Annotated in this window: 21 protein-coding genes, 1 tRNA gene and 1 pseudogene; 12 read left to right on the top strand and 11 right to left on the bottom strand. The window is 72.2% G+C overall.

Features of this window, described 5'->3' with window-relative positions; translation table 11 throughout:
* Position 1 precedes the first annotated feature (1 nt).
* From NUT86_RS34715 to NUT86_RS34730, 4 genes are read left to right on the top strand one after another with little or no spacing between them, the layout of a single operon-like run.
* Positions 2-400 carry a DUF742 domain-containing protein gene (locus NUT86_RS34715; protein WP_093645536.1) on the top strand — a complete coding sequence of 133 codons (399 nt, stop codon included), beginning with the start codon at positions 2-4 and terminating at the stop codon, positions 398-400.
* Complete coding sequence (locus NUT86_RS34720; protein ID WP_018088401.1) at positions 378-998, top strand: GTP-binding protein; 621 nt, start codon at positions 378-380, stop codon at positions 996-998. Before NUT86_RS34715 ends, NUT86_RS34720 begins: the two co-directional genes overlap by 23 nt.
* Positions 995-1,597, top strand: a complete 603-nt coding sequence (locus NUT86_RS34725) for a GAF domain-containing protein (RefSeq protein ID WP_018088402.1) — start codon at positions 995-997, stop codon at positions 1,595-1,597. Before NUT86_RS34720 ends, NUT86_RS34725 begins: the two co-directional genes overlap by 4 nt.
* Positions 1,598-1,648: 51 nt before the next feature.
* Positions 1,649-2,719: a helix-turn-helix transcriptional regulator gene (locus NUT86_RS34730; RefSeq protein ID WP_266443881.1), complete on the top strand. Its 1,071-nt coding sequence runs from the start codon at positions 1,649-1,651 to the stop codon at positions 2,717-2,719.
* Between the two features lie 80 nt (positions 2,720-2,799).
* Here NUT86_RS34730 and NUT86_RS34735 read toward each other — a convergent pair.
* From NUT86_RS34735 to NUT86_RS34745, 3 genes and pseudogenes are all read right to left on the bottom strand, one after another.
* A pseudogene (locus NUT86_RS34735) lies at positions 2,800-3,825 on the bottom strand (MFS transporter); the annotation flags it as partial.
* A gap of 97 nt (positions 3,826-3,922) precedes the next feature.
* The gene (locus NUT86_RS34740) at positions 3,923-5,269 is read right to left on the bottom strand and encodes an acyl-CoA dehydrogenase family protein (RefSeq protein ID WP_159484987.1); all 1,347 of its coding nucleotides are present in this window, start codon (positions 5,267-5,269) and stop codon (positions 3,923-3,925) included.
* A gap of 301 nt (positions 5,270-5,570) precedes the next feature.
* On the bottom strand, positions 5,571-8,762 hold the full coding sequence (locus NUT86_RS34745; protein ID WP_274739303.1) for an amidohydrolase family protein: 3,192 nt from the start codon (positions 8,760-8,762) through the stop codon (positions 5,571-5,573).
* Between the two features lie 183 nt (positions 8,763-8,945).
* Here NUT86_RS34745 and NUT86_RS34750 point away from each other — a divergent pair, with 183 nt between their 5' ends.
* Positions 8,946-9,869, top strand: a complete 924-nt coding sequence (locus tag NUT86_RS34750) for an alpha/beta fold hydrolase (protein WP_274739304.1) — start codon at positions 8,946-8,948, stop codon at positions 9,867-9,869.
* A 59-nt stretch (positions 9,870-9,928) separates the two neighbouring features.
* Here NUT86_RS34750 and NUT86_RS34755 read toward each other — a convergent pair whose 3' ends face one another.
* The 3 genes from NUT86_RS34755 to NUT86_RS34765 all read right to left on the bottom strand — a co-directional run bounded on the left by NUT86_RS34755 (position 9,929) and on the right by NUT86_RS34765 (position 12,044).
* Positions 9,929-10,837 (bottom strand): transketolase family protein, encoded by a 909-nt coding sequence (locus tag NUT86_RS34755; protein ID WP_274739306.1) that lies wholly within the window; start codon positions 10,835-10,837, stop codon positions 9,929-9,931.
* Positions 10,838-10,889: 52 nt separating this feature from the next.
* Positions 10,890-11,540: a thiamine pyrophosphate-dependent enzyme gene (locus tag NUT86_RS34760; protein WP_093645756.1), complete on the bottom strand. Its 651-nt coding sequence runs from the start codon at positions 11,538-11,540 to the stop codon at positions 10,890-10,892.
* A 210-nt stretch (positions 11,541-11,750) separates the two neighbouring features.
* Complete coding sequence (locus NUT86_RS34765; RefSeq protein ID WP_026169423.1) at positions 11,751-12,044, bottom strand: YiaA/YiaB family inner membrane protein; 294 nt, start codon at positions 12,042-12,044, stop codon at positions 11,751-11,753.
* 161 nt (positions 12,045-12,205) lie between these two features.
* Here NUT86_RS34765 and NUT86_RS34770 point away from each other — a divergent pair.
* Both NUT86_RS34770 and NUT86_RS34775 read left to right on the top strand, forming a co-directional pair.
* A tRNA-Pro gene (locus NUT86_RS34770) sits at positions 12,206-12,279 on the top strand.
* Positions 12,280-12,624: 345 nt separating this feature from the next.
* Complete coding sequence (locus tag NUT86_RS34775; protein ID WP_274739308.1) at positions 12,625-13,383, top strand: DUF6215 domain-containing protein; 759 nt, start codon at positions 12,625-12,627, stop codon at positions 13,381-13,383.
* A 28-nt stretch (positions 13,384-13,411) separates the two neighbouring features.
* Here NUT86_RS34775 and NUT86_RS34780 read toward each other — a convergent pair whose 3' ends face one another.
* Positions 13,412-13,645, bottom strand: coding sequence for a hypothetical protein (locus NUT86_RS34780; protein WP_159484977.1), 234 nt, complete (start codon positions 13,643-13,645; stop codon positions 13,412-13,414).
* A 314-nt stretch (positions 13,646-13,959) separates the two neighbouring features.
* On the opposite strand from NUT86_RS34780, the gene NUT86_RS34785 reads away from it, so the two are divergent.
* From NUT86_RS34785 to NUT86_RS34805, 5 genes are all read left to right on the top strand, one after another.
* Entirely contained in the window at positions 13,960-14,448 is a 489-nt protein-coding gene (locus NUT86_RS34785; protein ID WP_018088412.1) for a helix-turn-helix domain-containing protein, read from the top strand.
* A complete protein-coding gene (locus NUT86_RS34790; RefSeq protein WP_446750803.1) occupies positions 14,429-15,139 on the top strand; it encodes a hypothetical protein in 711 nt (236 codons plus the stop codon). Before NUT86_RS34785 ends, NUT86_RS34790 begins: the two co-directional genes overlap by 20 nt.
* Positions 15,132-16,352 (top strand): MAB_1171c family putative transporter, encoded by a 1,221-nt coding sequence (locus NUT86_RS34795; protein WP_274739311.1) that lies wholly within the window; start codon positions 15,132-15,134, stop codon positions 16,350-16,352. Before NUT86_RS34790 ends, NUT86_RS34795 begins: the two co-directional genes overlap by 8 nt.
* Positions 16,353-16,508: 156 nt before the next feature.
* On the top strand, positions 16,509-17,732 hold the full coding sequence (locus NUT86_RS34800) for a cytochrome P450 family protein (protein ID WP_274739313.1): 1,224 nt from the start codon (positions 16,509-16,511) through the stop codon (positions 17,730-17,732).
* A gap of 209 nt (positions 17,733-17,941) precedes the next feature.
* Positions 17,942-19,111, top strand: coding sequence for a D-alanyl-D-alanine carboxypeptidase family protein (locus tag NUT86_RS34805; protein WP_274739315.1), 1,170 nt, complete (start codon positions 17,942-17,944; stop codon positions 19,109-19,111).
* Between the two features lie 93 nt (positions 19,112-19,204).
* Here NUT86_RS34805 and NUT86_RS34810 read toward each other — a convergent pair whose 3' ends face one another.
* The 4 genes from NUT86_RS34810 to NUT86_RS34825 all read right to left on the bottom strand — a co-directional run bounded on the left by NUT86_RS34810 (position 19,205) and on the right by NUT86_RS34825 (position 22,054).
* Positions 19,205-19,777 (bottom strand): DUF309 domain-containing protein, encoded by a 573-nt coding sequence (locus NUT86_RS34810; protein WP_274740727.1) that lies wholly within the window; start codon positions 19,775-19,777, stop codon positions 19,205-19,207.
* Positions 19,778-20,127: 350 nt separating this feature from the next.
* Entirely contained in the window at positions 20,128-20,460 is a 333-nt protein-coding gene (locus NUT86_RS34815; RefSeq protein WP_018088418.1) for a DUF427 domain-containing protein, read from the bottom strand.
* Between the two features lie 158 nt (positions 20,461-20,618).
* Positions 20,619-21,089, bottom strand: coding sequence for a thioesterase family protein (locus tag NUT86_RS34820; RefSeq protein ID WP_159484969.1), 471 nt, complete (start codon positions 21,087-21,089; stop codon positions 20,619-20,621).
* Positions 21,086-22,054 carry a 3-hydroxyacyl-CoA dehydrogenase NAD-binding domain-containing protein gene (locus NUT86_RS34825; RefSeq protein WP_274739317.1) on the bottom strand — a complete coding sequence of 323 codons (969 nt, stop codon included), beginning with the start codon at positions 22,052-22,054 and terminating at the stop codon, positions 21,086-21,088. The genes NUT86_RS34820 and NUT86_RS34825 overlap by 4 nt, the downstream gene beginning before the upstream one ends.
* Between the last annotated feature and the right edge of the window lie 44 nt (positions 22,055-22,098).

Below are 22,098 nucleotides of genomic sequence, written 5' to 3' on the forward strand. Positions count from 1 at the left end.
CATGACCGTGCGTCGCCGACGGCGGAAGGGCGGGGAGCCGTGGTACGACGACGCGGCCGGCCGGCTGGTCCGTCCGTACACCATCAGCAACGGCCGGACCCGTCCGACGGCGCACTTCGACCTGCTGACCATGGTGATGGCCACCGGCCGGCGGCCCGTCTCCTGCCAGGGCCCCGATTACGCCCAGGTGCTGGGGCTGTGCGGCGGGCCGGTCTCGGTCGCCGAGATCGCCGCCCACATACGGCTGCCCGCCGTGGTCACCAAAGTGCTCCTCGCCGACCTCGTCGACTGCGGGGCGATCACCGCGCGGGCCCCCGCAGCCGTTTCGGCAGGGCCCGCGTCCCGTACCGACCGTGCCCTGCTGGAGGCGGTGCTGAATGGACTTCGCAAACGACTGTGACCCCCGTGCCCAGGGGGACCCCGCGACCGACCTCTTCCCCACCGCGCTCAAGATCCTGGTGGCGGGCGGCTTCGGGGTCGGCAAGACGACCTTCGTCGGGGCGGTGAGTGAGATCGAGCCGCTCAGCACGGAGGAACTCCTCACCCAGATCAGCGTGGGGACGGACGATCTGTCCGGCGTCGAGGAGAAGAACACCACCACCGTCGCCATGGACTTCGGCCGGATCACGCTCAGCCCGGCGCACATCCTCTACCTCTTCGGGACGCCGGGGCAGCAGCGCTTCTGGTTCATGTGGGACGAGCTGTCCAACGGCGCGCTCGGCGCGGTCATCCTCGCCGACACCCGTCGCCTGGACCAGTGTTTCGCCGCCGTCGACTTCTTCGAGCGGCGCGGCATCCAGTTCATCGTCGCCGTCAACGAGTTCGAGGGTTCCTACCGCTACGACCCGGACGAGGTCCGCAGCGCCATGGACGTCTCCCCGGACATTCCCGTCGTGCTCTGTGACGCCCGCCGGGGCGGCTCGGCCACCCAAGTCCTGGTCTCGCTCGTCCAGCATCTGCTCACCCCCGCCCTCGCCGCGACCCCGGAGCTGCCATGAACCACCCCGCCTCCCGCGTCCCGTACATCTCCTACGACCCGACGCGGCATCTGCTGCTCACCCCGCAGGACGACGAGGCCCCGGCGCGTGTCGCCCGGCTGCGCGCCCTGGGGATCGGTGACTCCCCGCTGCCCGCGTTCGACGAGTTCGCGCGCAAGCTCGCCCGGACCACCCGGGCGCCCTACTCGATGGTCAACTTCATCGACGAGCGGCGGCAGTACTTCGCCGGTCTCTACACGCCCTCCCAGGACCAGGCCGTCGAGCTGGGCCCGGCGCCCGCCAGCGCCCAGCCGGGCCGGGTGATGGACCGGGACCACGGCTACTGCCCGCATGTCATCGTCCGCCGCAAGGCCCTGGTGCTGGAGGACGTCTGCGACTATCCGCGGTTCGCCGGCAACCCCGTCGTCGATGAGATCGGCATCCGCTCCTATCTGGGCGCGCCGCTGATCGACCGTACGGGGACGGCGCTGGGCACCGTCTGTGTCGTGGACCTCGAACCGCGGCCCTGGGGACGGGAGGGGCTGGAGACCATCAAGTCGATGGCCGCCGAACTCGTCGAGCAGATCCACCATATGGAGAAGCAGCAGAGCGACGTCTGATGCGGCCCGAAGGCCGGACCCGACCCGGACCGGACCTGGAATGATCGGACCATGCGTGCGGCCCGGCTCCTCTCCCTCGTCCTCCTGCTGCAGAACCGGGGCAGGCTGACGGCCGGTGAGCTCGCCGAGGAGCTGGGCGTCTCGGTCCGGACCGTCTATCGGGACATCGACGCGCTGAGCGGTGCGGGCATCCCGGTCTACGGGGATGCCGGGCACGGCGGCGGGTACCAGCTGCTCGGCGGCTACCGGACGCGGCTCACCGGACTGCACGCCGAGGAGGCCGAGTCGCTGTTCCTGGCCGGACTGCCGGGTGCGGCGGCCGACCTGGGGCTGGGCGAGGTGCTCGCGGCGGCGCAGCTGAAACTCACCGCAGCGCTGCCGCCGCCGCTGCGGGACCGGGCCGGCCGGATTCGTGAGCGGTTCCACCTCGACGCTCTCGGCTGGTACCGGGAACAGGACTCACCGTCCGCCCTCGCGGCGCTCGCCGATGCCGTGTGGAACCAGCGCCGGATCCATGTGCGCTACCGCCGCTGGGCCGAGCCGCAGGAGGTCGAGCGCGCGCTCGACCCCTACGGCCTGGTCCTCAAGGCGGGCGTCTGGTACCTCGTCGCGGCGGTGGACGGCGCGGTGCGGACCTACCGGGTGTCGTCGATCCTCCGCCTGGACGTCGGGGAGGACGGCTTCGAGCGCCCCGACGGCTTCGACCTGGCCGCCCACTGGCAGGACTACCTCACCACCTACGACGCCCGCAGGCTGCGGCTTCAGGCCTCCGTCCGGATCGCTCCGGCGCTGCTGTCCGCACTGCCGGACCGTCTGGACGCGGCACTGGTCCGCGCCGTCGAAGCCTCGGCAGGGCCGCCGGACGCCGAGGGCTGGGTGACGGCGACGGTGCCGCTGGAGTCGGTCGACCTGGCGGTGCCGACGCTGCTGTCGCTGGGCGCGGACATCGAGGTGCTCGCCCCCGAGGAGCTGCGCCGGGGGATCGCGGAGGCGGCGGGCGCCGTGTTCGACCGGTACCGATCGTCGGACGGGTCCGGGCGGGCCGAGGCCGGTGTCCTCAGCAGCAGTCCGGCGGACAGGGTCGCCAGCAGTGCGACGGCGGCGAGGGCCCCGAAGCCGTAGCGCGTGTCACTGTGGTCGGTGACCGTCGCGACCAGGAACATCACCCCGACCGTGGCCGCCAGCCCGCCACCGTTCGCCAGCCCGAAGGCCCTGCCCACCGACGCGTCGTCGGCCGAGGCCATCAGCATGGTGCGGGAGGCGATCCTGGCCTGCCCGAAGAAGAACGCACCCAGCGGCACCCCGGCGAGGTAGCCGGCGATCCCGAACTGACTCTGCAGCACCAGGCCGGCATTGCAGAGCAGAAAGCCCACGACGGCGATGCGAAGGTCCGGATGGCGTCTGCTGACGATCCGGTAGGCACCGGTGGCCGCCAGGAAGCCGAGGCAGCCGAGGGCGTCCACGACGCCGAACGCGGCCGCGCCCAGGTGGAGTTCGCCGATGACGGCGGTGGGCAGCAGCGCGTTGAAGACCGTGACGACCACGCTCCCCTGGGCGTAGAGCAGGATGAAGCGGCGCACCCGCAGCGGCCCGCGCGGCGCTGCCGGGACCGGCGTCTGCTCCCCGGCGGCGGTGGCAGCCGCCGCCGGGTCCGGGCGGCGCCCCACCGCGGCGACGCAGAGCGCCGAGACCATGAAGGTCCCGGCGTTGAGCACCAGCAGCGGCACGGCGCCGAACGCCTGGACGGACAGTCCGCCGACCGTCGCGGACAGCAGCATCCCCGCCTGGGTCCCCATCTCGTACCGGGCGTTGAACCGCCGCAGCTGCCCCGCCGGGACCCGTTCCTTGATCAGCGCGGAGCTGGCCGGAAGGAACAGGGCGCTGACGACGGCCAGCCCCAGATTGGCGCCGTAGATCCCGGGCCCCGGGGCACCACCGCAGGCCAGCCACAGTGGCAGCCCGAGGGCCAGCAACGCACTGGTGGCGTCGCAGCCGATCCACAGGGCCCGCCGGTCGAAGCGGTCGGCCAGCCGTCCGAAGAAGGGCGACAGCAGGGCCTGCGGACCGGCGACGGCGATGAAGAGCCAGCCGACGGCCATCATGGTCCGCTGCTCCCTGATCATGAGCAACGCACCGACGATAAGCTGGACGTTGTTCCCGAGGGCGGTGGCGAAGGCAGCGGACACGAGCAGCCGCTCGGCCCGGCGGGGTGGGTGGCTGAGGATCATGGCCCCAGTGTCCGGAGGCTCACTGACATCTTCTGTCAGTGAAATCCATGCCGCTCAGGCGGACTTCCGGCCGCGTTCCCGTACCGCCGCTGCCCCCTCATCTCGGCCGGGCGAACCATGAGTGCCGGTGTGCCGGTCCGGTGCGCTGGCCCGGCACCGTGGGCGTGGTGCCGTCGGTCCGTACCGTGACGGGCGGGTCCGCGGGGGCCATGCCGGGGGCCTCGTCGGGGACCTCGTCCTCCTCGGGCCACTCCGAGGGCTCCAGCCGCAGCAGATCCGCGAGTCGGCTGGACCAGTCTCCCTGCGCCCGGCCCAGGGCCAGTTCGCCCAGGCGCAGCAGCTGGATGTCGGAGGTGCCGGCCGGCGCGAAGATGTGGTGGGCGTCGCGCAGGAAACGTTCCACCGGACGGTCGGTGAACAGTCCGCACGCGGCATGGATGTCCATCGCGTCGCGCGCCGACTCCAGCGCCGATTCCACATTGACCAGCTTGGCGTTCATCAGCTCCGCGTCGCACGGCAGTCCCTGGTCCAGCAGATGCACCGCGTGGTACGCGGACAGCCGGGCCAGCAGCAGCCGCGACTGGATACGGCCGAGCTTCAGCTTGATGTTGCCCAGGTCGGCCAGTGGTTTGCCGTAGCGCTGGCGCTCCGTGCAGAACCTCGTCGTCTCGTCCAGCACCGCCTGATGGATGCCCAGCGACACGGCGGTGAGATTGGGCCGTCCGTACAGCACGCTGGAGGAGTACGCGACGGACAGCCCGTCGCCCTCGCGGCCCAGCAGATTCGCCGCCGGCACCCGGCAGTTGTCGAAGAACAGCTCACCGAAGCTGAAGCCGTGCAGACCCATCGCGGGCTGTTGCTCGCCGACCCGGAAGCCGGGGGTGTCGGACTCCACGAGGAACGCCGAGAGGCCCTTGGAGCCCTCACCGGTGCGGACCACGACGCCGTGCAGATCGCCGACATGGCTGTTGCCGACGTAGATCTTCCGGCCGTTGAGGACATAGTCGTCGCCGTCGCGGACCGCGGTGGAGGACATGCCCAGCACATGGCCGCCGGACTCGGGTTCGGTGACCGCGATGGTCGGCAGGCAGTCGCCGGAGGCTATGGCCGGCAGCCAGGTCTTCTTCTGCTCCTCGCTGCCGAAGTGGACGATCTTCGCGACGCCCAGCTGGGACGCCTGCACCATGGCGCCCATCGCGGCACTCACCCGGGAGAGCTCCTCGATGATGAGGGTCTTGGCGACATGGCCGGCGCCCATCCCGCCGTAGGCGCGGTGCACGGTCGCGCCTATCCACCCCTGCCGGGCGATCAGACGAGACAGGTCATGGCAGACGGACCGGTTCGCCTCCATCTCGGCGATCCGGGGGCGGACCTCGCTTTCGGCGAAGTCCCGCACCCGGTGCCGGAGTGCCTCATGTCTCTGGTCCGTGAAATAGCGATGCAAGACGAGCCCCTCCTTCGCGATCTTTCCCGCGCTGGTTGCACCCCGCCTTGGGACGGCACCGGCGGTGCCGTCTGGAGCGAACGTTCCGGAAAGTGATCTTTCGCTTACCCCGTGCAATACCCGTTGGCATACCTACTGCGGGGCGCATAAAACATCAACTGGTGGCATTTAAGCGAAGAGTTGAAGCGCGAAGGAGTCGCGCACCACCCCCCGCGCCGCAACGGCTGTGGCGTGGTCCCGAGAGTCCCGGAACCACGCCACCCCACGCCTCCCCGTCCCGCCGTGACGGGGGTGCGCCGCGTCAGTGCGAGTCGCCGCAGCAGGACTCGCGGCGCTGCTGCCGGCCCACCTCCAGCCAGTCGGTGCCGGCCGGCCGCAGGGTGCGGGTGGCGGGCGCGGGGAAGGACTCGGTCAGCTCCCGCTGCTCGAAAAGCCGGCCGCCGCGCAGCACCGCCGGGGTCCGCACCAGCGCGTCGAAGTCCGTGAACGGATCACCGTCCACGAACGTCATGTCGCCGAGCTTGCCGACCTCCAGCGTCCCCAGATCCCGCTCCGCGCCGAACACCCGGGCGGGCAGCGCGGTCGCGGTGCGCAGCGTCCGGCTCACGCTCAGGCCGCCGCGGTGCAACGCCCGCAGGCACAGGTGCAGCCCCAGCCCCACCGGCACCAGCGGCTGGTCGGTACCCAGCGCGACCAGTCCGCCGCCGTCCAGCACCCGCCGGTAGAAGCCGACTTCGGTCGCGATGTCGGCCAGCTGCGCCGGGGTGGGCCGGTGTCCGGCGTTGTCCTTGATGAACGCGGCGTCCCAGGGCGGCATCAGCCGACCCACCCGTACATCGTCGGCCAGCGCCGGATCCTCACCCAGCAGCACGGCCGCCGAGAACGGGGTGGCGAGGAGGTGGAAGCCGGTGCCGGTGTAGATCTCCTCGGCATCCTGGTAGGCGCGCCCGGAACCGGAGACGGCATGGCCGAACTCCAGTCGCTGGGTGGCCTGCAGATGGGTCGTCAGGTCCTGTCCGAGCTGTACTCCCGGGCTGAGCAGATGGCTCCCGGCCCGGACCCCCAGCCGCTGGTGGGCGAAGCGCGCCGCCTCCGCCATCACCCAGCCCGGCGCCCGTACGTAGGTCTTCACGAAGTCCCAGTCCAGGGCCGCGCCGCGCTCCAGGGAGCGGCGCAGTCCCGCGCGGGTGCGGTGCGCCCGTCCCATGCTGTACGCGACCCGGCCGCCGTCCAGCAGCTCCCCGCAGGTCAGCAGCCGCGGTCCGGCGAGCACACCGGCCGCCACGGCCTCCCGGATGCGGGCCTGTTCATAGGAGAAGCCGCCGCAGGAGACCGCGGTGGTGATGCCGTAGGCGAGCTGTGTCGCGGTCTGCCGGCCGCCGTAGGTCGTCTGCCACGGGTGGGTGTGCGCGTCCCACAGGCCGGGCAGCACGGTCCGGCCGGAGGCGTCGATGCGTCGGCCCGCCCCGGACCGGGCCGGGCGGTGCGGTTCCACGGCGGTGATCCGCCCCTCCCGCACCACCACATCGACGTCCTCCCGCACCTCGTCACCGGTGCCGTCCCAGAACCGGCCCGCGTGGACGACGGTGTCCCGGGCGCGCGCGGGGCGCTGTTCCAGGGACAGCGGAACGGTCCGTGCCGCGCCGCCCGACACGCTGATCAGCCGCAGCTTTCCGGCCGAGAGGTACAACAGCGTGCCGGAGTCCCCGGACCACGACGGATGGTCCGCGCTCTCGTCGGTCAGCCGCCGTGGCGCCCCGTCCGGTGTACCGTCGGGCCGCACCGGCAGCACCCACAGCGCGGACTCGGCGATCACCGCCATCCAGCGCCCGTCGGGCGACCACACGGGCCCGGAGTCGTAGCGGTCGGCGATCGAGACATGCTCGGCGACGGGATACAGGCGGTCCTTTCCGGTCTCGGTGTCGACGACCCGGATGAGGTGGTAGCCCTCGCGGAAGCGGCGGTTGAGCCGGTTGCGGTCGCAGTACGCCAGATGGCGCCCGTCCGGTGACCAGCTGGGCCGGCCGGGCAGCCCGCCGGCGCCCAGTGGCGCGGCCAGCACCTTTTCACTGCCGTCGGACAGCGTCCGCACGACGAGATTCCCCGTCATGTCCAGTGCGGCCAGCCGCCCGCCGTCCGGCGACAGCGCGGGGTGCACCCGGCCGCCGGCGGCCAGCACCGTCTCCGCGCCGGAGGCGAGCTCGTGACGGCGCACCGCGAACAGCCCGTCCCGGTCGTCCGCGTACAGCAGCGACCGTCCGTCGCGGGACCAGCTCGGTGCCAGGACGTACCGGGTGGCGTCGGCCCGGACGATTCTGCGCGGCGTACCGCCTCCCGAAGTGGGCGTGATCCAGAGCGAGTTGAGTGCGGCGAAGGCGACCCTGCGGCCGTCCGGCGACAGCGCGGGCAGATGCACCCCGCGCACCGGGGCCGCCGCCGTCCGCTCGAAGCCGTAGTCCTTGACGCGGTAGCGGGGACGGTCCAGCGGCAGCCGCGCGCTGAACGGGAGGTGCTCGGCCCGCGAGGGGGCGTCGGCCGGGACGATCCGGAACTGTCCGCCGACCGTGAGCAGCAGCTCGTCCCGCGAGACCCAGCGCGGCGGTACCGGCTCGACATCACCCTCGACCGCGACCGGCGCACCGTCCACCACCAGCGTGCAGGTGGGGCCCGGGTAGTCCGTGGTCCGCAGATAGGCGAGCCGCCCCGCGGGCGACAGGGCCGGCACCATCACCTGCGCGGCGGCCGTCTCGGTGTGCTCGGTGCGCACCGCGCCGTCCCCGTCGGCCGGCACGGACGCGACCGTACGGGAGAGCAGCGCCGCACCCGCCACCCGGCCCCGTACGAACACGATCCGTGAGCCGTCCGGTGACCAGCAGGGGTCGAAGTCCTCCCAGGCACCGTCCTGATGGGGCCCGTCCTGGCCGGGCAGCCCCGTCACCCGGGTCAGCCGCCGGGACGCCACCTCCAGTACCCAGATCCGGTACGGGCTGCCGGCCACCGCGTCGCCGCCCCGCTCCGAGGCGAAGGCGATCCGGGTTCCGTCGGGGGACCAGGCGGGGCCCCGGTCGTCCCACGGGCCGTCGGTCAGCTGCTGGAGCCCGGAGCCGTCGGCGTCGAGCATCCACAGGTGGAAGCCGCCGCCGCGGAAGGCGCAGACGGCGATCCGCCGGCCGTCGGGGGAGTGCACCGGGCGGGTGGGCTCCAGGTCGGGCGGGGTCAGCGCCACCGCGTCGCCACCCGTGCGCGGCATCGACCACAGGACGTTCTGGACCTCGGCGACCAACCGGTCACCGGCCGGTGCGAGGGAGGCCGCGCCATTGGTGGCGGCGGTGAAGGACAAGGTGGTGCCGGTCGCCCGGGCCGCTGCGGGGGCAGCGGTGACGCCGGTCAGTCCGGCCGCGGCGGCGGCCGAGGCGGTGCCCTGGAGGAACCTGCGGCGGGACAGCGGTGAGGGGCGACGGGGGGCATGTTCGGAACGGTCCGTGGTGTCCAACGATCCTCCTGCGAAAGGGGGTTGCCGCACAGGTGCCGGGCAAGAACCGCCCGATCGTGCCACGCCGCTCGGACACCCGGCCACCCCCGCCACGCGCGCCCCATGGCGCACTTCCGCCCGGCGCGGAAGAGTGGGCGGCGACGACTCGTCAGCCACCGCCCCCGGCAGTCAGGAGACGACGCCATGCAGGCTATGCAGCAGGACTTTCACCAGGCTCCGGACGGCGCCCGTATCGCCACCTATACCTGGCTCCCGGAGTCCGGCCACCCGCGTGCCCTCGTCCAGATCGCCCACGGCGCCGCGGAACACGGCCGGCGCTACGACCGCTTCGCGCGCTTTCTGACCGGCCACGGCTACGCCGTCATCGCCTCCGACCACCGTGGCCACGGCGCCACCGCCGCCTCCACCGGCGGCCGCGGAGTGGTCGGCGAGGACGCCTGGCGGTCGATCGTCAGCGACCTCAAGGGCATCGGCAACCACGCGGCCGCCGCCCACCCCGGCCTCCCGCTGGTGCTGCTGGGCCACAGCATGGGCGCCATGCTGGCCCGCGACTACGCCCAGGAGTACGGCGCCGACCTCGCCGGGCTGATCCTCACCGGCACCTTCCGCACCCTGCCCGGTCTGGACATCGACGGTGCCGTCAGCGAACTGGAGGAGGAGATCGCCGAGCGCGGCCGTGACGCGCTCTCCGCCTTCATCCCGCGCACCTTCCGCTCCTTCAACGACGCCTTCACCCACCGCACCGGCTTCGAATGGCTCTCCCGCGACGCCGCTGAGGTGGACCTCTACGTCGCCGACGAGGACTGCGGCTTCCCCTTCTGCGCCGGTCTCGCCGCCGACTGGGTACGCGCCATCCGCAAGATCAACGACCCGGGGAACCTCGCCCGTATGCCGAGCGGACTGCCCGTCCATGTCGCCGTCGGCGATCTGGACCCCTGCCACCAGCGGATGACCCTGATCCATGAACTCCTGGAGGACTTCCACTATGTGGGCACCCGCGATCTGACCTGGAAGGCCTATCCGGACGCCCGCCACGAGATCCTCAACGAGACCAACCGCGACGAGGTCCAGGACGATCTGCTGGCCTGGCTGGACAAGCGCATCTGAGCCGGCCGCACCTGCGGGGCCCGCCGCCGGCGCCCCGCACCCCGTACCCCGGGCCCCGGTCAGGATCCTGCCGTCAGGAACCCGGCGATCCGCTCGCGCAGACCGCGCGGATCGAGGCCGTGCGCCGCCAGGTGCTCGTCGAGCTGTCCGTAGCGGCGCAGCTCCTGGCGGCCGACGCCGAGCCCCAGCAGCCGGTGCGGCCGGTCCTCCAGCGCCTCGGCCGCCGGGCGCGTCGAGGTCCCCGCGAGATAGGGCTCCACGATCACCACGTCCGAGGTGCCGGCGGCCCCGGCCGCGGCGCGCAGCGTGGCGGCGTCGAAGGGCCGCACGGTCGTCGCGTAGAGCACGGTCAGCGACAGCCCCTCGGTCGCGGCGAGCACAGGGTCCAGCATCGGGCCGACGGCGATCACCACCCCGTCGCGCCCCTCCCGCACGGTCCGGAAGTGCGCCCCGTCCACCGCCCGGGGCGCGGCGTTGGTCTGTACGGACAGCCGGACGTAGACCTTGTCGTCACCGGCCGCCGCGGCGTACCGCAGCAGGGCCTCGGCCTCGTCCGGGTGCCCGGGCACATGCACGGTCCAGCCGTCGAGCGTGTCGAGCAGCGCGACATCGCCGGGTGCCATATGGGTGAAGCCGCCGCTCGGCCAGTCGTAGGAGGCCCCGGCGCTCACCAGCACCCCGCCCACGCCCTGGTGGCCGAGGTCCAGCTTTACCTGCTCGAAGGGGCGCTCCACCAGAAAACTGGCGAAGGTGTGCATGATCGGGCGGAGCCCGGTGAGCGCCAGGCCGCCGCCCACACCGATCAGCAACTGCTCCCGGATGCCGACGTTCACCACCCGGTCCGGATGCTGCTTTTCCGCTTCGGCGAAGCCGGCCGCCCCGATGTCGGCGAGTACGAGCGCCAGCCGCGGGTCCTCCGCCAGCAGCTGCGAGGTGACCGAGGCGAAGCGCTCACGCATGGTGTCCATCACTGAATCCCTCTCGAAGTCCTGGTCATATACGGGGAGACGGGCAGGCCGCTCAGGCGTCCTTGGGCTCGACACGGGCGATCACCGCATGCGGACGGCCCGGGTGCGGCGCGCTGAAGGCCGCGTACAGCGCCTCGTGGTCGCGGCCGTCCACGGTGGCCGCTGACCACCCCGCGGTCTCGAAGCGCGAGGCGATCCCGCCGCGCCACCCATGTGTGGCGGAGGAGTTGTCGATGACCAGGGTGTGCAGCCGGTCCAGGCCCGCGGCGGCCGCGTAGGCCAGGGCCTCGTGATTGCTGCCCTCGTCCAGTTCGGCGTCACCGATCAGCACCCATACGGCCGGTCCCGGCCGGCCCTGCGCCCGCAGACCGAGGGCGGTGCCGACGGCCAGCGGCAGCCCGTGGCCGAGCGACCCGCTGCCGATCTCGGCTCCGGGCACCAGCAGCCGGTCGGGGTGGTGGCCGAGCGGGGAGTCGTACGAGCCGAAGCCCGGCAGCCACTCGGTGGGGAAGAAGCCCTTGGCGGCCAGCACCGCGTAGTAGGCCATCGGGCCATGCCCCTTGGAGAGCAGAAAGCGGTCCCGGTCCGGGTCCGCGGCGGTGCCGGGGGAGACCCGCAGCACCCGGTCGTAGAGGACCCAGAGGGCGTCGAGCGTGGAGGTGGCGGCCGGGCCGTGCTTCTCATCGCCCGTCATCAGGCCCATCAGGGAGGGCAGTTGGGCGAAACCGATGGTGTCGTCGCGCGGGGTGGTCCCCGCCGGGGTTTCTGCCGTCAGGATCGTCGTGAGGTCCGTTGTCGCTTCCGTCGTCAGGTGCGTCATACGACAGAGCCTGCAACCTCAAGCGCGCTTGAGGTCAAGCGTAGGGCTGCGGGGCCGCGGACCGGAAGATCCCCGGGCCCGCGGCCGCCGGGGTCAGACCTGACCCGGATGGAAGACGTCCTGCTCGATGAGGAGCTTGTCGATCCGGGCCTTGTCCACCCGGTTCGTCACCTCCTCGACCTCCTGGCGGTCGCGAATGCACTTCGCCAGGGTGAAGGCCGAGGACACCACGAAGATCAGACCAAGGGCGAGAAACCCGCGCTCCCACGGTCCCACCGGCAGCTTGATGATCCCGATCACCAGCGCCACGAGCGACAGCCCGAAGGAGATCGCGGCCTGCACGAAGAAGGCCGTGGTCGTCGGCCGCTGAATCGATGGAGTAGTCATGCGCGTAGCGTGGCGGCGCGGTGACCCCGGCGCATGAGTACAGGTACTCATCTGACCCCTCCCGCCCCGCCGCGCGACGGGAAAGTGGCAGCACCCACCCTCTGACATGCGGTATTGTTCTCGTGCGCGGTCAGCCGGGACATCCCGGCCGGATCGGGCACCGGGACGTGGCGCAGCTTGGTAGCGCACTTGACTGGGGGTCAAGGGGTCGCAGGTTCAAATCCTGTCGTCCCGACGGTGCAAGCGCAGGTAGGGGTCATCTTCGGATGGCCCCTACTGTGCGTTCGGGAGCGCTTTGGAAGCGGAGCGGGAGCCGGGTCGAGAGCGCTGAACCACGGTCCGCCGCCCCAGTGCGCGCCGCCGGACACCACGGGGCTGCGCCCGCCGCCGAGTTCGACCGCGGAGTCGGCACAGCCGTGCCAGGACCAGACGGACGGCGCCCCGATCGGTAGCAGGAGTGGGCCTGGCTTGCGCGCTCACCGGGGCCGGTACCGCGGTGATGACAAAAGTCCTTGTTCGCCTGATGGTCGCGGGTTAAGGTCCCGGGGCACTTATCGGGGGATCATGGCAGGCGGGGGATATGACGGACGTTTTTGACGAGCCCACGACGGGTGCGCCTACGCAGGGCGGACCCGCGAAGGGCGTCCGCACGAAGGGTGCGCCCGCGGAGGGGGCGGGCGCGTGGGGGCAGGCCGTCGCGGCCGTGGCGCTGGTGGCGGGGCTCGGTATCGGTCTGTGGGCGTTGCAGGGGATGGAGTCGTCATCGGGATCGGACAGTGCCCCGCCGCCTGCAACGTGCTCGGGCGGGGAGGCCGAGAAGGAGTCCCGGCGCGTCTCCGGGGCGCAACTGTGCAAGGCGCTGAACCGTCCCGACCTCGCTGACCTGCTGGGCACGCCGGGCCAGGCCGCGAAGACCGCCGGCGGCAGCGGTGACTCCGTCAAGCTCGGCAACGGCAAGGAGATCGCCACTCCGTCCGCCCAGGTCGAGTTCGAGACCTACACCGTCACGCTGTCGGCCACCTACGACGGTCACCCGGTGGCCGGGTCCGCCGGGCTTCTGGGGGACGGCGCGCGGCAGCAAACGGTTCTGGAGCGCCCGGCGGTCGTCTACGCGGACCGCACCATCAGCATCAGATTCCGCCTCGACGGGAGCGACTCCGAAAGCGGTCCCGGTGTCCCGGCCCGCACCGTCACCGTGGCCCGGGACGCGAAGGACAGCGGCAGCTCCTTCGAGGTGTCCCTGTGGCGCGCGGACGGCATGGTGCCGGACGACGCGGTGCTGCTCCGCGTCGCCGAGAAGGTGCTGCCGACGGTGCCGGGGTGGGCTGCCGGCGGGTGACTGCCTTGGGCGGCGCCTCGGCACGCTTTCATCCCTGTACGCGTGCGGCCTCGTCCCTGATCTTCTTCTTGTGCTTGTCCGTGAGCTGGAGGTATCGCTCGCAGCGGCCGCACTCCACGCACACCAGCACCTTGCTCGGAATGTCCTCCGCCCCCCAATAGCCGAGCTCCACCATGAACTGCCTCTTGATGGCCTTCAGGCAGTAGACCTCTTGTGAACCGCAGGCAGGGCATGTTCCTTGGCGCATGTTCGTCACCGTCATGGCCCGGCAGCCTAGTAGGCGGGCGGGGAGCCGCGACCAACAGGGCGGTAAAGGGACGGCGTTGCGCGAACGGCGGGTTCTGGCGACGCCTGGTGCTCCGGGCGGTGGTCGCCCCCCGTGGGGCGTCCCCGTCGGCATGCTCCATGTGACGCTCTGTGTGACCTGCGCCCTTCGCCGCTCAACTCCCGGTTAAGTCCGGCGGTCCCTACTGTCCGTAAGTGGACTGGTGCACCGTGTTCCTGCCGTGACAGGATGATGGCCGGGTAACGGAGCCTTAACTGTTCGTTGGGCTCGATCGACGGGGGACGGAAGAGATGAACGTGGGGGGAGACAGCCGGTCCAAGGGGGCGGGCAGCGTGCTCGCGGAACGGCTCAACCACCTCTTCGCGAACATGCATCCGCCGGGGGCCCCGTATACCAACGCCTTTGTGGCCGAGGAGATCAGCGGGGGCGCGGCGGAGTACGGCGGGGTCAAGGTCACCGAGCAGTATCTGTCGATGCTGCGCAACGGCAGGCGTACGAACCCGAGTCCGGAGCTGCTGCGCGCGCTGGCCAAGTTCTTTGCCGTACCTGTCGGTTATCTGCTGGGGGACCTCTCGCAGCCGCAGGCCGCGCGGGTGGAGGAAGAGGTCCGCTTCCTGGCCGCGATGCGCGACCAGCGGGTGCGCGCGATCGCGCTGCGCTCCGTCGGGCTGCCGCCGGAGGTGCAGGACAGTCTGACGACGATCATCTCCCAGTTCCGGCAGCAGATGAATCTGCCGGCCGATCCGCCGGAGCAGGGCGGTGACCGACGCGGTGAGTGAACCGATGCGGACCGCTGAGCGCGGCCAGATCTTCTCTTCCTGGCAGCGGGTCGGAGACGAGGACGGGACGAGCATGCGAGTGGGGCAGATACGCAGGCGGTGCAAGCGGCTCATCAAGGAGCTGGCGCTGCCGGCCACAACTGATCTGCGCGGGATGTGCGACATCGTCGCCACACGGGTGGCGCTGCCCGTCCACCTGGTGCCGATGAGCCTGGGCGGCGTGGTCTCGGGGATGACGGCCGTCACCGACGACGGCTACTGGGTCTTCTACGAGCTCAAGACCTCACCGTGGCACCAGGCGCACATCGTGCTGCACGAACTGAGCCATCTTCTGCTGGGACACGGCCAGGATCCCGCGGTCACCGAGGACGCGCTGAAGCTGTGGACCCCGTCGGTCGATGTCGCCACCGCCATGCGGCGGATGGGCCTGACCATGGGCTTCGCCCGGCATCACGGCTATGACAACCTCGCCGAGCGGGAGACCGAAGTGCTCGGCACCCTGCTGATGGAGCGGGTGGCGCCGTCCGCGGCCGAGCGGGAACTCCCCCTGGAGGGACAGGCGGCCGAGCTGGCGGCGGCGCTCGGGCCCGCGCTGCAGCACATCCGGCGCCGGCAGGGGACCCCGGCCGGGGACGAGGGGACCGACGGCGTCGGAGCGGGCGCGGCGGGGGACGGGGGTCCGCGTGTTTGACGTCCTCTATCTGTCCTTCGGCGTCGCCGCCTGGGCGATCGTCGGATACAAGTCCGTCGCCTGGTTCCGGGACCGCAGCAACGCGGATCTGGGGCTGGCCTGTGTGATGACCGGCGGAGTGGCGACGGTCTTCCTCTTCTCCGCGCCCAGCCTCTACCGTGCCTTCGACCGGCTGACCGGCGTGGCCAACCTCGCCATGGTCTTCCTCTACTCCTCCGTGGTGGTGTTCGCCGCGGGTGCGCTGGTGCTGCTGCTGCGCTGGACGGCGGGCGAGGGCGCGTGCGCGCGGGCCCGTGCCCGGACCAGGGCGCGCGTCGCCGTGGGGATCGTGGCCGCGCTGTGGGCGGTGGCGGTCACCGGCTTCGCGGTCGGCCGGCCGGACGCCGTCGAGCACCCCCGCGACTTCAGCACCGCCTACACCGACTCCCCGGGAGTCATGCTGTTCCTGGTGCTGTATTTGGCCATTTTCGGATTGAGTTCGGCGGCCCTGGGGACGCTCTGCCCGCGCTACGCCGCACAACTCGGCGGCACACACCTCGCGCGCGGTCTGCGGGTGCTGGCCGCGGGCTGCTGGCTCGGCCTGGTCTACTGCGCCTGCAAGGTCATCGGCTTCGTCCTGTCCTGGTCGGGACACCCGGCGCTGTGGCTCTCCAACGGCGTGGCCCCGCTGAGCGCCTCGGTCGCGGCGCTGATGGTCCTCACCGGATTCGCGCTGCCGGCGGCCGGCCCCCGGGTCGCGGCCTGGCGCCGGCTGCGCCGCCTCTCCCCGCTCTGGCGGACCGTCACCGCGCAGACCCCCGAGGTCACGATGGGTTCCTCGGCGTGGTCCGTACGGTGGCCGTTCGCCGACCTGGAGTGGCGGGCCAACCGGCAGATGGCCGAGATCCGGGACGTACAGCGCGGCATCCGGCGCCATGTGGAGTCCGACGCCGTCGACATCGCCCGCGAGCGGGCCCGCGCGGTCGCCCTCGACGACAGGCAGCTGGCGGCCGTCGCGGAGGCCGCCGCGCTCCGCCGTGGCCTGGAGAACCGTGCGGTGGGCCATGTCCCCGACCACGGCGCCGACAGCGTGGTGGTCGCCACCGGTGCCGAACCGGCCGAACTCAGCGCGGAGTACGAACACTTGGCGCTGGTCGCGGATGTCTACCACTCGCCGCTGATCGAGACCGTGCTCACCGAACTGCGCCAGCGGAGCTCGGTGGCGCACGGCTGAGGAAGCACCACAGACGGGGTGGCCCGGCACGGGGGTCCGGGCCGCCCGTACCCCCCGGGCGGCACCGGTCGACGTGACCGGTGCCGCCCGCGCGGCTGTCACCGAACGGCGTGCGCCGGAACGGGAGTTTGCGGGACGGCCCTTAGGGTCGGGCTCATGCAGAACACCACCGAGACCGGCCCCGACGCCCCCATCGATGTGACGCCCCTCCTCGACGATCCGTACGCCGCCTGTGCCGCGCTGCGCGACGCCGGGCCGGTGCACCGGATCACCGGTGCCGACGGGCACCCCGCCTGGCTGGTGACCCGCTACGACGACGTCCGCCGCGCCCTCGCCGATCCCCGGCTCTCCCTGGACAAGCGGTATGCCGCGCCCGGCGGTTACCGCGGTTTCGCGCTGCCGCCCGCGCTGGACGCGAATCTGCTGAACATGGATCCGCCGGACCACACCCGGGTGCGCCGTCTGGTGGTCAAGGCCTTCACCCCGGGCCGGGTCGAGGCGCTGCGCGCGCCCGTACGGCGGATCGCCGACGAGCTGCTGGACGCGATGGCGGAGCGCGGCCGCGCGGATCTGATCGCCGACTACGCGGGGCCGCTGCCGATCGCCGTGATCTGCGATCTGCTGGGCATCCCGGACCGTGACCGCCGCGACTTCCTCGCCTGGTCGGACGCCCTCATCACACCGGACCCGAGCCGGCCGGAACTGATGAAGCAGGCGATCGGGGCGATGCTGGAGTTCTACACCGGTCTGATCGCGGCCAAGCGTGCGGAGCCGGGCGACGATCTGCTCTCGGATCTGATCGCGGTGCGCGATGACGCGGCCGCCGGCGAGGACGGCGACCGGCTCACCGAGGACGAACTGACCTCGCTCGCCTTCCTCATTCTCTTCGCCGGATACGAGAACACCGTCCACCTCATCGGCAACGCCGTGCTCGCCCTCCTCGACCACCCGGACCAGCTCCGGCAGTTGCAGCGCAATCCGGCCGAACTGCCGACGGCCGTGGAGGAGTTCCTCCGCTTCGACGGCCCCTCTCCGTTGTCGATCCGTCGCTTCCCCAAGGAGGACATGGAGATCGGCGGCGTACGGATCCCGGCCGGGGAGAGCGTGCTGCTGTCGATCGCGTCCGCGAACCGGGACCCCGCGCGCTTCCCCGCACCGGACACGCTGGACCGCGGCCGCGACCTCTCCGGGCATCTCGCGATGGGGCACGGCATCCATTACTGCCTCGGCGCCCCGCTGGCCCGGCTGGAGGCCGTCACCGCGCTCGACGCGCTCCTCGGCCGCTTCCCGGAGCTGCGACTGGGCGTCCCGCGTGGTGAATTGCGGCATCGTCGGGCCCTGCGGGCACGTGGCCTGATTTCGCTGCCCGTCACCTGGTAATCGGCAAACGAACAAGTTTTTGAGGCATAACCGTTCGCTCATGCGGTAAAAAGGTTCCTGAGACCCGCCCGGTGTGCATCCCCCGTCGCACCGGGCGGGTCCTTCTTTGCACCGGTTGCAGTTGCGACACGCCCGCGGACGCGGCGCGGCCCTGGTCCGTGTGGCGCAACTGCGCTGCGGACCGCGGCACCGCTCCATAGCGTGACGGCATGACAATTGACGCGCGTGTGTCCAGGAAGGCCGGTGCGGTCGCGCTGATCGCTGTCGCCGGTGTGTCGCTGACGTCCATACCGGCCGCGGCCAACGGGGCCACGGTCCGTCAGCCCGCCGTCGCCGGCGCCGGGGTACAGGCACCCACCGCCCCCGGCAGCGCGAGGCTGCCCAGCGGTCTGTCCGCCCTGTCCTGGATGGTGGCCGACGCGGACACGGGCAGCGTGCTGGCGGCGAAGAGCCCGCACCGCAAGCTCGCCCCGGCCAGCACCCTCAAGACGCTGTTCGCGGTCACCGTCCTGCCGAAGTTCTCGGCCGGTACGGTACGCCGGGTCAGCTCCGCCGACCTCGCGGGAATCGGGGCCGGCAGCAGCGTCGTCGGCGTCCAGCAGGGCCGCCGCTACACCGTCGGCGACCTGTGGCGCGGGGTCTTCCTCCGCTCCGGCAACGACGCGGTGCACGTACTGGCCGCGATGAACGGCGGCTGGCGGACCACGGCGGAGGAGATGCAGGAGAACGCCAGGAAACTCGGCGCGCGCGACACCACCGTCAAGTCCCCGGACGGCTATGACGCGCCCGGTCAGGTGTCCTCGGCCCACGACCTGACCGTCTTCGCCCGCGCCGGGCTCGCCAACGAGGACTTCGCCCGCTACTGCGCCACCCCCCGCGCCACGTTCCCCGCCGCGGGCGGCACCACGCAGATCGAGAACACCAACCGCCTGCTGGTGGGCTCGCACGGGATGTCCCGCTACCCCGGCCTCATCGGCGTCAAGAACGGCTACACCTCCAAGGCCGGCAACACGCTGATCGCCGCCGCGCGCCGGAACGGCCGCACCCTCCTGGTCACCGTGCTGAACCCCCAGTCGAAGGAGTACAACGCCGTCTACAAGGAAGCCGGCGCCCTCCTGGACTGGGGCTTCCGTACCGCCGGCACGGCCCAGCCGGTGGGCACCCTGCACGCCGTACGCGCCGCCCACGACGGCGGCGGCCCGATGAGCCCGGTGGCTGCCGATGTCACCGGCACCGGGGACCGCGACGGTTCTCCCCGGCGCGACACCCTCGCCCTGGGGGCTGGCGGCGCCGGCCTCGCGGCACTCGGGCTCGGCGCCCTGCTCGCCCGCTTGCGGCAGGCACGCGCCCGCAGCGGACGGAACGGAGGGACGGCGTAGGCCCGGGGCCCCGGCCCGTGGTGTGTACGACAGCGGCGACGGCTCCGCGCGTCCCGGCGGAGCCCGGCCCCACCGGTCGCCTGTAGGGCGGTCTCAGGCCTCGTCCCCGGTGGGGCGATTTTCGGTCTCTTCTCCCGTTGCCCGCAGCCGGGGCGCGGACTCCGCCGCCGGCACGGCCCCGGAGCCGGTCAGACGCCCGGTCAGCTCCCGGGCCCAGGCCAGGAGTCCCGCGATATCGATCCCGTAGGGGGCGGCATCGGCATACGGCGCGATGGCCGCCGCACCCCGGTCGAGCAGCGCCGTACCGCCCACGGTATTGCCACGCGCCGCATGGGTGAGTCCCACCGCGAGCTGGGCGAGCCCCCGCCACAGCTCGCGCTCCGCCTCCGGCGCCGCCTTCCAGGCGTCCTCCAGCACCTCATGGGCGTGGAACGGCATCCCGCCGTCGAGCAGCCGCTGCGCCTCGGTCAGCGATTGCGCGGGCGTCCGGGGCACCCCCTCGGGCTGCCGGGCCACGCCCGGGGAGCCGTACGGCAGCGGCCGGCCGAGGCCGTCCCGCGGGCGGGCGCTACGGGCCCGCCCCTCCTCGTCACGGTCCCGCCGGCGCGGTGCGGCGACGGGGTCGGGGGCGCGGTCGGGGACGCCACTGCCCTCGGCGTCCGCCACCTCGGCGTCCGCCACCTCGGCGTCCGCCGCCCCGGCGTCTGACGCCCCGGCGCCACAGTGCTCGCAGACCGCACTGCCGGGCCGTTCCCTGATCCGGCCGCAGGCGTCACACACCTGGTCCAGCCAGCAGGCCGGATCGCCGCCTTCGTCGCCCGCCCGGTGCGGGACGGACGGGCGGGAGGGGAGGGGCTGGTCGTGGGGGCTGTCGGCGTCGGTCACGCTTCGATTGTGCGCCGTGCGGCCGGTCGGCGTCGCCGGGGGGCGGGCACATTGCCGGTACCGTCGCGCGCCCGGAATTGTTGGGAGTATTTCCTATTCCCGTCCGAGGTGGGCTACCGGGCCGCTCCCGCTCAGGCCAACTCGGTCTTGTAGAAGCAGAAATGATCCTTGATCCGGGCGACCTCGGGGTGCGGCTCGGGGTAGGCCCACACGATGTCCTCCGGACCGCCGGCGAGCGACCAGTACGAGGCGGTGCCCTTGAAGGGGCAGACGGTGTGCGTCTCGGAGGGGGTGAGCAGCTCGGTGCGGACGTCCTCGGGAGGGAGGTAGTACCGCACCGGATAGCCGGTCTCGGTGAGGAGCAGCGGGCGCCGGCTCTCGGCGATCAGCTGTCCGTCGACCTCGACGCGGACATGGTCGGTGCCTTCTGTGACGTCGATGCGGTGGCCTCGGGTGGTGCTCATGGTCACTTCCCTTCGGTGGGCGAGGGAGGCGGCTCCCTCCCGGTCCAGGATCGCACCGGGAGGGAGCAGGGGCGGGTGAGGCGGCTCGGGCGGGTGAGGCGGGCGAGGTGGGCCTGGGGCCCACCGACAGCCCGTACGCCGTCGCCGCGCCTCCCGCCTCACACCTCTCGGATACCGCGTCCCGCCCACTCCGGCGCCGGAGCGACGAGGGCGGTGAGGTGCGCGCGGGCCGTCGCGGGCAGGGGTGCCGAGCGCCCGGCGGCCTGGTCGATGTGCAGGGTGAACAGCTCCTCGGTGGCCACCGGCTCGCCGGAGGGTTCCCCGGCGAACATCTCGTGGAGGAGGCGGAGCTTCTTGCCGTCCACGCCCAACACGGTGGTGCGGACGGTGAGTTCGCTGTGGCGGGCGACCTCGTGGAGATAGCGGACGTGGGCCTCGACCGTGTAGAGGGAGCAGCCGGTGCGCTCGCGGTAGGCGGCGTCGAGGCCGGCCGCGTCCATGAGGGCGTCGGTCGCGAAGCCGAAGACCAGGACGTAATAGGCCTCACTGAGATGGCCGTTGTAGTCGATCCACTCGTCCCGGACCGTCTGGCGGAAGAGGGGCGGGCCGCCCGGTGTGCCGTCGGTCATCGGGTGCTCCCCAGCCGCCCCGTGGCGCGGAGGACGTCGATGACGCCCTGGTCACGCGCGGCGACCAGATCCGCGTACGTACGGTCGCCCGCGGCCTCCCGGCAGCCGTCGACCATGGCGTCACGCAGCTCACGGTCCAGCTCGGGCGCCTCCAGCCGGGTCCACGGCGACTTCAGGGACGGGCCGAAGTGGTCGAGCATATGGGCCATTCCGCCCTCGCCGCCGGCCAGCGCGAAGGTCAGGCAGGGGCCCATGAACGCCCAGCGCAGGCCCGGCCCTTCGGTGATCGAGGCGTCGATGTCCTCGACCGAGGCCTCGCCGTTGGCGACCATGTGCAGCGCCTCGCGCCAGAGCGCCTCCTGGAGGCGGTTGGCGATGAAGCCGGGCAGCTCGCGGGCCATGGTGATCACGGACTTGCCGGCCACGTCGTAGAAGCGGGAGGCCCAGGCCACGGCCTCGGGGTCGGTCTGCTCGCCGCCGACGACCTCCACCAGCGGGATGAGGTACGGCGGATTGAAGGGGTGGCCGACGACGAGGCGGCCGGCGTCCTCGGCCGCGGTCTGCATATCGGTCATCGGGTAGCCCGAGGTGGAGGAGGCGATGACCACGCCCGGCCGGGTCGCGGCGGCGAGCTCGGCGAGCAGGGAGCGCTTCAACTCCAGCTTCTCCGGGGCGCTTTCCTGGACGAAGTCGGCGTCGGCGACTGCCTCGGCGAGGGTGGGGGCGATCGTCAGCCGGTCCTGCGCGGCGCCCTCGGCCAGGCCTATCTGTTCCAGCGCGGGCCAGGCGGCGGCCACCAGGCGGCGGAGCTTGTCCTCGGCGTCCGCGGCCGGGTCCCAGGCGGTGACGTCGTAGCCACGGGCGAGGAAATGGGCGACCCAGCCGCCGCCGATCACTCCGGCGCCGATACAGGCGATGCGGCGTACGTCCTCGGGGGCGCAGGGGGCAGGGGTGGTTTCAGGCATGGGGGAGCGGCTCCAGGTGGAGGGGAGGAGAGGGAGAAGAACGG

Source organism: Streptomyces sp. G7(2002), from assembly GCF_028870195.1.
In the GTDB taxonomy this organism is placed as follows: Bacteria; Actinomycetota; Actinomycetes; order Streptomycetales; family Streptomycetaceae; genus Streptomyces; species Streptomyces nigrescens.